The organism is Providencia sp. PROV255 (assembly GCF_028478065.1).
Lineage (GTDB): Bacteria > Pseudomonadota > Gammaproteobacteria > Enterobacterales > Enterobacteriaceae > Providencia > Providencia rettgeri.
The window spans coordinates 19199-32210 of record NZ_JAMPMI010000003.1 but is presented as its reverse complement, the minus strand read 5'-3'; the positions used below and the strand labels follow the sequence as shown (position 1 = coordinate 32210).

General features: G+C 37.9%; 14 protein-coding genes. 7 read left to right on the top strand and 7 right to left on the bottom strand.

Translation table 11 applies throughout. The annotated features are described in order from the left end of the window. Nucleotides 1-99 precede the first annotated feature (99 nt). The gene (gene cstA, locus PR725_RS01570) at nt 100-2193 is read right to left on the bottom strand and encodes a pyruvate/proton symporter CstA (protein WP_004908095.1); all 2094 of its coding nucleotides are present in this window, start codon (nt 2191-2193) and stop codon (nt 100-102) included. A gap of 339 nt (nt 2194-2532) precedes the next feature. Next, nucleotides 2533-3441, bottom strand: coding sequence for an EamA family transporter (locus PR725_RS01565; RefSeq protein WP_272567287.1), 909 nt, complete (start codon nt 3439-3441; stop codon nt 2533-2535). 269 nt (nt 3442-3710) lie between these two features. On the opposite strand from PR725_RS01565, the gene sugE reads away from it, so the two are divergent. Further along, nucleotides 3711-4025: a quaternary ammonium compound efflux SMR transporter SugE gene (sugE, locus tag PR725_RS01560; RefSeq protein ID WP_110731655.1), complete on the top strand. Its 315-nt coding sequence runs from the start codon at nt 3711-3713 to the stop codon at nt 4023-4025. 111 nt (nt 4026-4136) lie between these two features. Here sugE and PR725_RS01555 read toward each other — a convergent pair whose 3' ends face one another. Continuing rightward, complete coding sequence (locus PR725_RS01555; RefSeq protein WP_004908101.1) at nt 4137-4346, bottom strand: helix-turn-helix domain-containing protein; 210 nt, start codon at nt 4344-4346, stop codon at nt 4137-4139. A gap of 205 nt (nt 4347-4551) precedes the next feature. Here PR725_RS01555 and PR725_RS01550 point away from each other — a divergent pair, with 205 nt between their 5' ends. The 5 genes from PR725_RS01550 (at nt 4552) to PR725_RS01530 (ending at nt 9507) form a co-directional block, all read left to right on the top strand. Next, complete coding sequence (locus PR725_RS01550) at nt 4552-5313, top strand: hypothetical protein (RefSeq protein WP_109911642.1); 762 nt, start codon at nt 4552-4554, stop codon at nt 5311-5313. Nucleotides 5314-5352: 39 nt separating this feature from the next. Further along, entirely contained in the window at nt 5353-6546 is a 1194-nt protein-coding gene (locus PR725_RS01545) for an MFS transporter (RefSeq protein WP_123382252.1), read from the top strand. A gap of 15 nt (nt 6547-6561) precedes the next feature. Then, on the top strand, nt 6562-7326 hold the full coding sequence (locus PR725_RS01540; protein ID WP_123382253.1) for a helix-turn-helix transcriptional regulator: 765 nt from the start codon (nt 6562-6564) through the stop codon (nt 7324-7326). A gap of 162 nt (nt 7327-7488) precedes the next feature. Beyond that, the gene (locus PR725_RS01535) at nt 7489-8271 is read left to right on the top strand and encodes a helix-turn-helix transcriptional regulator (RefSeq protein ID WP_117162575.1); all 783 of its coding nucleotides are present in this window, start codon (nt 7489-7491) and stop codon (nt 8269-8271) included. Nucleotides 8272-8322: 51 nt separating this feature from the next. Next, nucleotides 8323-9507 carry an MFS transporter gene (locus PR725_RS01530; protein WP_117162574.1) on the top strand — a complete coding sequence of 395 codons (1185 nt, stop codon included), beginning with the start codon at nt 8323-8325 and terminating at the stop codon, nt 9505-9507. Nucleotides 9508-9646: 139 nt separating this feature from the next. On the opposite strand, the gene PR725_RS01525 is transcribed toward PR725_RS01530, so the two are convergent. Next, a complete protein-coding gene (locus PR725_RS01525; RefSeq protein ID WP_272567281.1) occupies nt 9647-10228 on the bottom strand; it encodes a TetR/AcrR family transcriptional regulator in 582 nt (193 codons plus the stop codon). 77 nt (nt 10229-10305) lie between these two features. Then, a complete protein-coding gene (gene tet, locus PR725_RS01520) occupies nt 10306-11502 on the bottom strand; it encodes a Tet(A)/Tet(B)/Tet(C) family tetracycline efflux MFS transporter (RefSeq protein ID WP_272567278.1) in 1197 nt (398 codons plus the stop codon). A gap of 81 nt (nt 11503-11583) precedes the next feature. Between tet and tetR the strand changes: the two genes are divergently transcribed. Further along, on the top strand, nt 11584-12183 hold the full coding sequence (gene tetR / locus PR725_RS01515) for a tetracycline resistance transcriptional repressor TetR (RefSeq protein ID WP_117162571.1): 600 nt from the start codon (nt 11584-11586) through the stop codon (nt 12181-12183). A gap of 63 nt (nt 12184-12246) precedes the next feature. On the opposite strand, the gene frdD is transcribed toward tetR, so the two are convergent. Together frdD and frdC are read right to left on the bottom strand one after the other, a co-directional pair. Continuing rightward, nucleotides 12247-12600, bottom strand: coding sequence for a fumarate reductase subunit FrdD (frdD, locus tag PR725_RS01510; protein WP_004258620.1), 354 nt, complete (start codon nt 12598-12600; stop codon nt 12247-12249). A gap of 15 nt (nt 12601-12615) precedes the next feature. Next, nucleotides 12616-13011, bottom strand: coding sequence for a fumarate reductase subunit FrdC (gene frdC, locus PR725_RS01505; RefSeq protein WP_109911650.1), 396 nt, complete (start codon nt 13009-13011; stop codon nt 12616-12618). Between the last annotated feature and the right edge of the window lies 1 nt (nt 13012).

Genomic DNA, 13012 nt, shown 5'->3' with positions numbered 1-13012 from the left:
ATGCTCCTAGGGATTATCTTCTTTGCCGCCTTGCTCCAACGTGAATTATTTTGGAGAAAGAGTATATGTCCTAAACAGTGACAAGCTTTTCCGCGAAAATCAATGATGGCGGGTATTTGCCACGATTTCTTCATAGTTGGCTGGCATGGGTTCATATGGTACTTCATTCGCAGTTGGTTGGTCAGATTTTAATGCCTTCAACGCGGTGCGGATGGAGAATAGAGCCAGTAATACCACGACAATCATAAAGAAAATAGTTAACCCTGCATCTAAGCGGTTATTGAAAATTAACTGAGTTAATTGAGACTCTGTATATTGAACAGGAATATTGCCGCTATCAATCATCGCTTGGAATTTATTTGCTACAGCTAAGAAACCGACGCGGGCATCTTCACTGAAGGTTTTTTCCCAGCCTGCAGTCATCGTGCAGATTAACAGCCATGCTGTTGGTACTAAAGCGACCCATGCATATCTTTGGCGCTTCATTTTGAACAGTACCACAGCACACAGCATTAATGCCATACCTGCTAACATTTGGTTCGCGATACCAAACAATGGCCACAAGGTGTTAATACCACCAAGTGGGTCGACAACGCCTTGGTGGAGGAAATAACCCCAAGCTAGCACACACAGTGCAGTTGCTATCAAGTTGGCGGGTAGCGAATCCGTACGTTTCAAAGATGGAGACACCACTCCCAGTAAATCTTGTAGCATAAAACGTGCTGCTCGGGTTCCTGCATCCACCGCGGTTAAAATAAATAATGCTTCAAATAATATGGCAAAGTGGTACCAGAATGCCACATTCATCAAGCCGCCAAGCGCACCGTGAAGAATATACGCCATCCCAACTGCCAGTGTTGGCGCACCGCCTGCCCGTGAAATAATACTGGTTTCACCCACGTCATTCGCAATGCTGTTGAGCTGCTCAGGAGTGATTTGGAAGCCCCAACTACTGACAACTTGGGCCGCAGAGGCGACCACATCTTGCGTACCTGCGGGAGCTAACATCGCCATGGGACTATTCATGGCAAAATAAACACCCGGGTCAATCACACAAGCGGCAACCAATGCCATAATTGCTACGAAAGATTCCATTAACATGCCACCATAGCCAATAAAGCAAGCTTGGTTTTCATTAGCCAACATTTTTGGTGTGGTGCCTGATGAAATCAGTGCATGGAAGCCAGAAACGGCGCCACAAGCAATCGTAATAAATAAGAATGGAAACAAATCACCTGCCCAAACTGGGCCTGTACCATCAATATATTTCGTTAACGATGGCATCTGTAAGTTTGGATTGAGAATTAAAATACCAATTGCCAATCCAATGATAGTCCCGATTTTTAAGAAGGTTGATAGATAGTCGCGGGGAGCGAGTAATAGCCAAACTGGCAAAACGGCAGCAACAAAGCCATAACCGACTAACATCCAAGTGAGTTGAACACCTGTATAGTCAAAGTAAGGTGCCCAAGTTTCGCTTTCAGCAACCCAACCCCCTGAGATAATTGCAAATACAAGAAAAACTAGCCCAATAATAGAAACTTCACCAATGCGTCCTGGGCGGATATAACGGGTATAAATACCCATAAAAATCGCTAAAGGAATAGTAAAGGCAACCGTATAAGTTCCCCATGGGCTATGAGTGAGGGCTTTTACGACAATCATGGCAAGTACGGCTAAGATGATTACCATAATCATAAAACAAGCGATTAAAGCCAGCACCCCTGCGGTATTGCCCATTTCTTCTTTGACTAATTCACCCAGTGAGCGGCCATCTCGACGTGTTGAGACAAACAGCACCATAAAATCTTGTACGGCACCAGCTAGCACAACCCCAGCGAGTAGCCACAGCATACCGGGTAAATAGCCCATTTGCGCGGCAAGAACAGGGCCAACCAGTGGGCCGGCGCCTGCGATAGCGGCAAAATGGTGACCAAATAATACTTTTTTATCTGTTGGTACGTAATCTAAGCCATCATTATGACGAATTGCAGGCGTCATTCGAGTTGCATCGACTTGGAGTACTTTTTTAGCAATAAAAAGCCCGTAATAGCGGTATGCAATCAGATAAATACATACGGCAGCGACAACGATCCACAAGGCATTGATTTGTTCGCCACGATATAAAGCGATGTAGCCAAGTGAAAAAGCACCGAGCAGAGCGAGCACAATCCAAATAAATTGTTTACCCATAGCCATCCCCATCTGTTCAATGAATGATATTTGTTATTTATTTAAGTGAAACTGAGGAAGATATAGCCATAGTTAAGTTAAAGAAAAAGTAGCTAAAACGAGACACCTAATTGAAATTTGAGATAAATTTAATAATTGTTGTCAGTATCACTAATTTAGGATTATTTATTGGATTTTATCTGGTTTTGAGCTAGCGATTATTTGATGGATTGGCTTTTTATCTGGGTTTTTGATGTTTTTTAGTGATAATGTCTGTTACGATGTTTTTGTTGATACGAGAATGGTTAAAGAAAAGAAAATAATCGGAAGCTAAAAAACTCCCGACTATTAATTAGTTAACTAGGCTCGTCTTAATTGTTGGATTATTTTTTTACCAAAAAGCGTGGTAATTAGGCCAAACATGATCAAAACGAGGCCAGCAAGTTGTACGCCATTTATATGCTCTCCAAGGAATAAAGCACTGCTGCTTAAACCAAAGACTGGAACCAACAATGAAAAAGGAGCAACACGCCAAGCTTCATAACGGCCGAGCAGGACTCCCCAAAGCCCATAGCCGACAAATGTTGATAAATAAGCTAAATAGATAATGACACCAAAGACTGACCAATTAAAGCCTGATAGCCCTTCAACAATGGCTTCTTCACCTTCTAAAACCCATGAACTAATCAAAAAGGGAATGATTGGGATCAGCGCGCTCCAACTGACCAATGATAGGGCACTGCATTTCTCAGCACCTTCCTGTTTCATTATGATTCTATTGGTAATGTTGCCGCAAGCCCATGATAAACCAGCAATTAAAGTAAATACTAACCCGAGTAATGGAATATCATCTAGCCCACCGACGGTGGCGCCATTGGCTAAAACCGTTAGCCCTGCAATCGCGATAAACATGCCAATAAAATGGGTTGGTTGTAATGATTCTTTTAAAATCATTGCGCCGAGCAATAAGGTAAAAAAGGCCTGAGATTGCAAGATAACAGAGGTAATCCCCGCTGGCATCCCCACTCTAATCGCGCAAAATAAGAAGGCAAATTGACCAAAGCTGATGGTGAGCCCATAGAGAAGCAATAATTTGAACGGAATTTTGGGGCGCTTGAAAATAAAAATAGCAGGAAAGGCTACAAACATGAAACGTAATGCGCCTAATAATAACGGCGGAAGTGCGGTAACGCCGAGTTTAATGATAACGAAGTTAACCCCCCAAATTACGACTACACAAAGGGCGAGTAAGATGTCTCTGAGACTCATGCTATTTTCTCGATGAACTTGCCAGATTAGACATCTACTTTACATGTGTATAATTTTGAGTGCGATGGTTATGATGCTTAATAATAAAAAACGGTATAAAAAGGTTAAATTTTATGGTTGATTTGCGCTTATTTGTTATTTTTCGTTGCTTGAGTCTGGGTCTGTGAATATTTATAATGTATTTATACATCATACGTATTCAGGACGGCCTGAATCAACGTCATTTAAATATGGGGACGACCCCGAGTAATTAACGGGAGCAAGCAATCATGGCTTGGATCGTTCTTTTTTTTGCAGGTTTATGCGAAGTGGTATGGGCTGTAGGTTTAAAATATACTCATGGTTTTACCCGTTTAACACCGAGTATTATTACTGTTGTCGCTATTATTACCAGTATGGGGTTGTTAGCCTACGCCATGCGTGATTTACCGGTCGGCACGGCTTATGCCATTTGGACGGGGATTGGGGCTGTGGGCACAGCAATTGTTGGGATTATTTTCCTTGGTGAGTCAGCAAATATGTTCCGCTTGTTAAGCCTTGCTTTGATTATTACCGGGTTAATTGGTTTAAAAGTATCAAGTTAATTTTCAAATTAATTATTATTTAATTAAAAATGAATAATAAGCGGGCGACAGAGAAAGTTACCCGCTTTATCTTCTTGATATTTTATTGGCATAAAGAAAACTATTCTTATGTTATTTTTCGTTATAACGCGATGGCCAAATTTCAGATGGTGCAACACCCAAAAACTCGGCAATAATACGCTCTCCTTTAGGCCAACGTCTTGACAAGGCGTTATTTAATGTTGATGAGTTTAACCCTGCTGAACGTGATATTTGTGAAAGAGAAGAACCTTTTTTCTTTATCGCTGCAATAATATCAGCCGAGTGCCAATCTTGTTTCATACGATCTCCAATAGTGAATATATAAATATAATTGAAATTATTTAAGTTAGCTGGAACTAAATTTAGATATCAAGATAAAAAATAATTCTTAATTTTAAATCCCTTTAAATTTTGGTCTTTGAATATTTATTTTTATGTGCTAAAGATATGGGTTAAACGCTTTTATTATCTTTATTTTTATTTAAATAACTATAAGGTGATTTTTATGGATATAGAAAACAATAAGATGGAAAAAATAAGCACTAGAGTAAAGTTAGATCTTTGCAATTATTTTAATTGGAATGATATTGATATCCATTATACGATTATTAATGTTGATGAGGAAAAGATATACACATTATCTAGTAATTATGAGTGGCAGTTAATTTATTGGCATCATGATATGGATTTATCATTAAAAGAACGGTTATTCTCTGGGGTGCAATATTGGAGTAATTATTCAGATGCATACCAGAAAATATTAACAAAACTCGATAAAGGAAATAAAAAAATTGATATTTGTAATAGGTACAATAATTTATTTGAGATATTTTCACTCAATGGAAACCATAAAGTCTCATATGAGTACTTACTTTCATTATATCAATGGCGTTCAATAGTTTCTGATTATGCATATGAAAAATGGTCTGAAAATAAAACGGTGGCATTACCGTTACGCCAAAAAATTGAATTAGATGAACCTGTACCTATTATTTGTAGAAGTAAGGAAACCCCTAATTTTATACGTTTTGGTCAGTTATCATTTTCAAACAAAGAAGCATTAACCATCCGCTTGTTGCTTTCCCACCGAAATATCAAGGAAATTAGCCGTATTCAAGGCTGTTCGGAAGAGGTGGAATATATAAGAGTTAAAAACATCAAGAAAAAATTAAACTGTGAAATGGTCTCTCAAAAGGAATGCTTTTCGGTAATGGAAGGTCACGGCATTACATTAACAAGTTTAGAAAAATTAATGCCTATTAATTAATTTAACTATTGGTTTTCTATAGGGACATGGGATCATTTTATGAAATGGAAATTACGTTTTGGTGCTGTCGCAGGGCATACCTTAGAATTTTATGATGTTGCAATTTTTGCTGCAATTTCATCATATTTAAGTGCAGAATTAACCCGCCTAGGTTATCAGCAAGCAACGGAGCTGGTGTGGGGGATTTTTGCTTTACGTTTTCTTATTCGGCCATTAGGGGGGTATGTAATTGGCCGTTATGCGGATAAAGTCGGTAAAAAACCGGCAATGATTTTGGTCAGCATTCTTACCGGTAGTGCCACATTGTGTATGGCATTTCTGCCTATTGAATTATTAGGGATATATACACCTTTAGCCATCCTATTTCTTCAAATGTTGCTATCTTTTAGTTTTGCGGGTGAAAGCCCATCACTGTCTACCTATTTATATAAAGATTCTAAACCCCAAGAACGAGGTCGAATTTCAGCGTTGTTAACTGGAAGTGCGGTTGTTGGCGTTATTGGCTCGTTAGGAATTGTGTTAATTCTTGAAAATATATTAACCCCTGAAACCATGCAAAGAGTGGGATGGAGAATACCACTGCTATTAGGTTTAGGTAATATACTGATCTGTTTCTGGTTTCGCTATCGCTTACCAGACCAACCAATTGAATATGATGGGCGCCAGAAAATAGATTGGCTTAAGGCATTTAATATCTTACTGGTTGTTATTCCTGGTTCGGTTATTTTTTATACCTTAAATTTTTCATCTTCATTTTTACTTAAGGAGTTAGAACTCGAAGAATTTAAAAGTATATATTCAATGATATCATCAACGTTATTATTGGTTTTAATGGCAATAGTTGGTTGGCTAACCGATAAATACAATTACTCTGAGCGGGTGTTTAACTTAGGGGTAAAGCTCGCTGCGATATTATCAATTCCTATTTATTACCTAATGTCTACTAAGGTTTTATCATTAGTACTTATCTCCCAATCGTCAATTATTATTATTTCAGCGATGGTGTTATGCAATTGGAATTATGCGATGGCAAAACCAGCCAATGGGCAAGTTACGACGTTAAGTATGGGGTATAACCTTGCATCGACGATTATAGGTGGGTTAACGCCATTAATTATCAATTACTTAGTCCTCATTGATGTTTCCTTGGTGGGTGTTTTTGTTTCATTGAGCTCGTTAACGCTATTTGCGTCATTTTTATTGAATAAAAAACAAAGGTTATTAACTGCTTAAATTTAAGGGGGATGTATGAATATTGAAAATAAACACTTAGAACTGTCTTGTTCTGGTTTTGGTGATAAGTTTTTAAAATATTTCGATTGGAATGATATGGATGTGACTTACAGTAGAGTGGATGTAACAAATAACGTGGTAAAAGTTATTTCAAATCACTATGAGTGGGTTTTAATGTTTTGGGATGATGACCTAGATAAAAAAGTAAAGGAACGATTAACCCCCGGTATTCAATATTGGAATAATTACTCTGCCGCATTCCAAAAAACATTATCTAAAACAGATAAGAAAGAAATGAAGGTGGATTTTTGTACCCAATATGGTGGTATATATGAAATTACCTCAATAAATTCAAGGAAAAAATTTACAAGTAATGAATTATTAGAACTCTATAAATTAAGAGCAGTTATTTCTGATTACTCCCAACATGCCTGGAAAGATAATGAAAATATTATTTTACCACTTAGGGCTGACATAAGCTTATCTCAAAATATTGAAGATAATAACCGAGATATTTTAGATGCTCACCACTACATGCGTTTTGGTAATATTCGTTTTACCCGTAAAGAAATGATGACTATCCGATTACTATTATCACATTGCCGGGTAAAGGAAATTAGTTATATCCAAGGTTGTTCGGAAGCGACTGAAAATAAACGTATTCAACGTATTAAGGAAAAATTAGGTTGCTCTTATACTTCACCTAGCGGTTTATTTCAGGCATTAAAAGAAAATGGCATTACCCTTGCTTGTCTGGAGTCTCTGGTAAGTTACCCTTAATTTAAAATATCTATTTTAACGTATTGAATTATTAACCAAATTGAGAGTAGGGATGTGGAGCCTTTAATTCATTAACTTCCAGATACTAATAAGTATACTGTTTTTTAAAAGTATTAATTTTAATCTAATAATTTAAAAAAATAATCAAATTAAGGATAGTGTATGGATATAGAAAATAATTTATTAGAAAAATCCTGTTCTAATTTAACAAGCCTTTTTTCAAAGTATTTTGATTGGAATGATATAGATTTGTCCATAACCAGAGTTGATCTTAGTAATAAGCAAGTGAGTATTATGTCAAATAATTACGAATGGCTGCTCATATATTGGAATGCTGATTTAGATTTACGTTTAAGTGAACGGTTATCTCCAGGGATTCAATACTGGAGTAATTACTCAGAAAGCTTTATAAACACATTAGCAAAAACTAAAAAAAGAAAATTGAAAATTGATTTTTGTGCGAAGTATGGAAACATGTATGACATTGTCTCCATTAATTCTAGGAGGATAATTTCACTCAACGATATGATATCACTTTATAAGTGTAGGCCAACGATTATAGATTTTGCGTATGAATCATGGAAAAAAGGCAAAGATAATTATGCTATTTTACCCTTGCGCGAGGAAATTAAGTTTCCACAGAATAGAGTTTATAAGCTTAGTGAACAAGAGCTTGAACCTTTAGATATTCATCCTTATATGCGTTTTGGTAATATTCGTTTTACTCGTAAAGAAATAATTAGTATTCGATTGTTATTATCACATTGTCGTGTAAAAGAAATCAGTTATATCCAAGGTTGTTCAGAAGCGACAGAAAACAAACGTATTCAACGTATTAAGGAAAAATTAGGTTGCTCTTATACTTCACCTAGCGGCTTATTTCAGGCATTAAAAGAAAATGGCATTACCCTTGCTTGTTTGGAGTCTTTGGCTAGTTATCCCTGAAGGCCAGAATATTTTGCTACAAGGAAAGTCATTAATAGAAAAGGGACAAAAATGAAATGGAAATTTAGATTTGGTGCAGTTGCTGGTAATGCTTTGGAATACTATGATATTGCAGTTTTTGCAGCTATATCTACTTATTTAAGTATTGAATTAACTAAATTAGGTTATTTTCAAGCGACAGAAATAGTATGGGGTATCTTTGCATTACGTTTTTTAATCCGCCCTTTAGGCGGATATGTTATCGGTCGCTATGCTGATACGGTAGGAAAAAAGTCAGCCCTAGTATTAACAAGCTTGATAACCGGTACGGCAACATTAATGATGGCACTGTTACCCATTGAATTATTAGGGAACTATACGCCATTAGTGATATTAATTTTACAATTGGCTCTTTCTTTTAGCTTCGCAGGTGAATTTCCTTCTCTAATTACATATTTATTTAAGGATTTAGATGGAAATATTCGATCTAGAGTTTCGTCAATTATTGTTGGTAGTTCTTTGTGTGGAGTCATTGCATCATTAGCTATCGTTTTCATACTAAAGAATACGTTATCTGAAGATACTATGCAGTCAATTGGATGGAGAATTCCATTGTTAATTGGTTTGGTTAATATTTTTATTAGCTTTTGGTTTAGAGCTAAATTACCTAATTATAAAAATGAGTTAGATAAAAAAGCGATATTTAGTTGGTATCATGTATTTTGGGTGTTCTTATTTACCATTCCAGGTACTGTCACTTTTTACTCTCAAAGTTTGTCAACCTCACTAATTATTCAACAATTAAAGATAGATGAGATAAAAAATTATTATGAAATATTTTCATCCGGTTTATTGCTAGTTTTTATGATGATATGCGGTTGGCTAACAGACAAGTATAGTTCGGCTAAATCTGTTTTTGATATGGGCGTTAAAGGGATGGTGTTGTTTTCAGCGCCACTTTATTTTTTATTACAAATAGATAGTTTGCTTCTAGTCTTTTTTACTCAAGTTGTTATGTCCGCATACTCAGCGATGATATTGTGTAATTTATCAGCGGTACTGATGGGCAAATCTAATGGGCAGGCAACAATATTAGGTGTTGGTTATAATAGCGCAGCTGCCTCTATCGGTGGGATCACCCCTCTGATTGTCAGTTATTTAGGTCACTTTAACCTAGGTTATGTTGGGCTATTTATTGCGGTTTGTGGGCTTTTTTACTTTGTATCTGCTTGTTTGCCAAAACCAAACCCTGCTTAGTGTTAACCATGATTTAATCCCCCCGTTAGGGGGGAAATCATCATAAATTATAGAGCTGTAGTAATAGAAAATAAGATTGCCACCCTATTGGGTATACAAAAATTTTGCGGATGAAAAATAAAACCCAGTATTAAATGTGTTATTTGATGAGTTGGCTGAAACGTTGGTATAGGATCTCGCCCAGAGTATGTTGATCATACTCAGTACTATTGGCTAAATTATCAACAGCAGCATGCATGGAGTGATAAATCATTGTCGCCATCAATTCATGTGGCAATTCTGGCCATGCTTTGTTTTGCTCACCAAAAGCTAAAATAGCTTTAATCTGTTCAACTGCACGGGTTTCATGATCATTACTGCGGCCGTGGTATTCGTCATGAAATAGCATGTCGTGAATATTTTGTTTTTCAACATAGTATTTGACGCTATTTTCACACCACGATTTCAGCTTGGCAGTGGCACTTTTTTGTGAATCTAAAGCAGATTGAATGTAGCCTAAATACCAGTCCATGTAGCGTGTGCGTAAGGCTTCCATAATGTCATTTTTGGATTGGAAGTAGTGATAAAAAGTACCTTTTGCGACATCGGCAACGATGACAATTTCACTGACAGTTGTATTGACAAACCCTTTGGAAAGAAAGAGTTTTTCCGCTGCATTCATCAGGTCATCTAACCTTTCTTCCGCAGGTTTCGTTCTTGGCTTTTTAGGTAGTGTTGTCATTGAGTTTTTCTCTTAATGTTCTTTTCACAACAAAGGTTATTCAGGCATCATAGCATTTAAATGAGTTACCCTAACATTTAGCCTGCCGATAGTTTTATTTCTTTTGTTTCTAAAGCTTTTTTAGCACAAAAAAGTAAATAAATGACGATAAGTAACGCATAAAGCATAGCCCCAATCATCCACACCCAACCGTCCCATATCAGCAATGTTTGGCCAAAAATAACGCTAAATAGTAATGGGCCAATTACCCCTGTGGCATTGGTTAAACTCACTAATACTCCTTGTAATTTACCTTGATTAGCGTGATTGACGTGAGCTGACATCAACCCTTGTAGTGCTGGTAATGCAATACTACCACCGGCGAGTAAGATTAATGTAGGGTAAATCATCCAACCTTCGGTGAGTAATGACAAAATAATAAATGCGCTTCCGTCTGCGACAAAGCCGACAATGATTATTACCTTTTCATTGAATTTTTTGGCAATGGCTCCAGCAATAAAAGCTTGGAATAGGGCATGCATAACGCCTAAGCCCGCCAAAGATAACCCAACTTGCACACTATTCCATTGGAAGCGATTTTCGGTAAATAGCACCCAGGTTGTTGCAGGGATCTGACCAATTAACTGTGCCATAAAAAAGACAAAAAGTAGCAAAATAATGGGTTTTATCAGCTGTATGAAGGGAACTGACAGCTCTACAGTTTCATTTTGATCATTCTGTATGGCATTTTTATTTTTAAAAATAAGCCAGATCACGACAAAAGAGCACGCATTCAAAATAGCCGCAATAACAAAAGGTAAATGTGGGGAAAATTGCCCTGCAAAGCCCCCAATCGCAGGGCCGGCGATTAACCCCACGCCAAATGCTGCGCCTAATCGCCCAAACCACTTAGTGCGTTCTTGTGGGGCAGTGTTGTCGGCAATAACAGAAGCCGCTACGGCGCCTGTTGCGCCAGTGATCCCTGAAATTAAACGGCCTAAATACAGCATCCAAAGTGAGCTCGATAAAGCCAATAAACTGTAGTCCAGTACGGCTCCTGCAAGGGAGATCAACAAAATAGGCTTGCGACCGAATTTATCAGACCATCTGCCCAGTATTGGGGCAAAAAATACCTGCATGATGGCGTACAAAGCCAGCAAGATACCGTAATGATTTGCCAAGTTTTCTAGCGTCACATACTCGCGGAGTAAGGCAGGTAAAACAGGCATGATCAAACCGATCCCCATAGCATCAAGGGCGGTGATCGTTAATGCAGTGATCGCAAATTTATTCATTATTCATTTCTCTATCATTGATAGATTTGGAATGTATCCCTATCAGTGATAGAGTGTCAATAGAAAATTAAGGGGAAAGCGATGGCAAGATTGGATAAAGAAACCATTATTACGGCTGCACTAGATTTGCTGAATGAAGTGGGAATGGAAGGACTGACAACGCGAAAATTGGCTCAAAAGCTCGGGGTTGAGCAACCCACACTGTATTGGCATGTAAAGAACAAGCGCACATTGTTGGATGCATTATCGGTTGAAATGTTAAAACGACATCATGACCATCCATTACCTGTTGAAGGTGAAACGTGGCAGGAGTTCTTGCGCCATAATGCACTAAGTTTTCGTCGAGCCTTACTTAGTTACCGTGATGGGGCAAAGGTACATTTAGGCACGCGGCCTAGTGCAGAGCAATACGCCACGGTGGAAAAACAATTGCAGTTTATGATTGATAGCGGTTTTTCATTAAAAAGTGGCCTTTACGCAGTGAGTGCAGTGGGGCACTTTACATTAGGTTCAGTACTTGAGCAGCAAGAACATTTGGCAGCAATGGGTGAGAGAGATGTTGAACAAGACGGAGCGATGCCATTGTTATTAAAAGAAGCTATTCAAATCATGGATAATGATGATGGAACAGAAGCATTTTTGTTTGGTTTAGAATCACTTATTCGAGGCTTTAAGCCCTAAAAAAGAAAAGGTATGACAATGTGCTGTCATACCTTTTATTAAAATAATGTGTGATTGCATTATTTACAGAGTAAATACACCAATAATTGCAATTACACTAATGATTGCTGAGCCACCGTAGAAAACCCATTTTGTCGCAGGGACATGGATTTTAAAGTCGTGCAGCGTATGGTGGATACGGTGCATACCACACCAAACTGGCAAAATAATCATCAGTAATAAGAAAACGCGGCCGATAAAGCTTTGGCTAAATGCCATAATGCGCTCATAGCTCAGCATTTCTGGTGCCACACCGAGAGGAATTAAAATTCCTAACAGAATGATGATTGCAGGGCCAATTACAGCACTCCACATACCACCTGCACCAAATAACCCCCAGAAAATCGGCTCATCGGAACGTTTAGGCGTTAGATTCATCAGATTCTCCTTAGATTAAAATAACAATGCGATTGCTAAGATTGCTGCCGTAACAACAATCGTAAGAGCCCAGAAGCCTTTAACGATAGGCTCCTCAGACATTTTCTTATCTTTTACAATAATACTGACGGCTTTTGGTGCAAGTTTGAACCACGTTGTGGTGTGCAATAATGTTGCCGCCAAAGTAATAATGTTAATGATAAGAATGATTGGGTTGCTTAAGAACCCAACAAAGCCAGCCCATGATTCTGGACCGCTTTTCAGCGCAAATACCCCATACAGGACTAAAATACTGAACCAGACCTGAAGGACGGAGGTACTTTCACGCATGATGTAAAAGCGGTAAAAACCCAGCTTTTGCCACCAATCACCCTTCATTTCTCTGACATAGGGTTTACGTTTCGTAGTCATG

Excerpts from the sequence above, each read along its gene's own strand:
- cstA (WP_004908095.1), bottom strand. The coding sequence starts at position 2,193 with ATGGGTAAACAATTTATTTGGATTGTGCTCGCTCTGCTCGGTGCTTTT.
- PR725_RS01565 (WP_272567287.1), bottom strand. The coding sequence starts at position 3,441 with ATGAGTCTCAGAGACATCTTACTCGCCCTTTGTGTAGTCGTAATTTGG.
- sugE (WP_110731655.1), top strand. The coding sequence starts at position 3,711 with ATGGCTTGGATCGTTCTTTTTTTTGCAGGTTTATGCGAAGTGGTATGG.
- PR725_RS01555 (WP_004908101.1), bottom strand. The coding sequence starts at position 4,346 with ATGAAACAAGATTGGCACTCGGCTGATATTATTGCAGCGATAAAGAAA.
- PR725_RS01550 (WP_109911642.1), top strand. The coding sequence starts at position 4,552 with ATGGATATAGAAAACAATAAGATGGAAAAAATAAGCACTAGAGTAAAG.
- PR725_RS01545 (WP_123382252.1), top strand. The coding sequence starts at position 5,353 with ATGAAATGGAAATTACGTTTTGGTGCTGTCGCAGGGCATACCTTAGAA.
- PR725_RS01540 (WP_123382253.1), top strand. The coding sequence starts at position 6,562 with ATGAATATTGAAAATAAACACTTAGAACTGTCTTGTTCTGGTTTTGGT.
- PR725_RS01535 (WP_117162575.1), top strand. The coding sequence starts at position 7,489 with ATGGATATAGAAAATAATTTATTAGAAAAATCCTGTTCTAATTTAACA.
- PR725_RS01530 (WP_117162574.1), top strand. The coding sequence starts at position 8,323 with ATGAAATGGAAATTTAGATTTGGTGCAGTTGCTGGTAATGCTTTGGAA.
- PR725_RS01525 (WP_272567281.1), bottom strand. The coding sequence starts at position 10,228 with ATGACAACACTACCTAAAAAGCCAAGAACGAAACCTGCGGAAGAAAGG.
- tet (WP_272567278.1), bottom strand. The coding sequence starts at position 11,502 with ATGAATAAATTTGCGATCACTGCATTAACGATCACCGCCCTTGATGCT.
- tetR (WP_117162571.1), top strand. The coding sequence starts at position 11,584 with ATGGCAAGATTGGATAAAGAAACCATTATTACGGCTGCACTAGATTTG.
- frdD (WP_004258620.1), bottom strand. The coding sequence starts at position 12,600 with ATGAATCTAACGCCTAAACGTTCCGATGAGCCGATTTTCTGGGGGTTA.
- frdC (WP_109911650.1), bottom strand. The coding sequence starts at position 13,011 with ATGACTACGAAACGTAAACCCTATGTCAGAGAAATGAAGGGTGATTGG.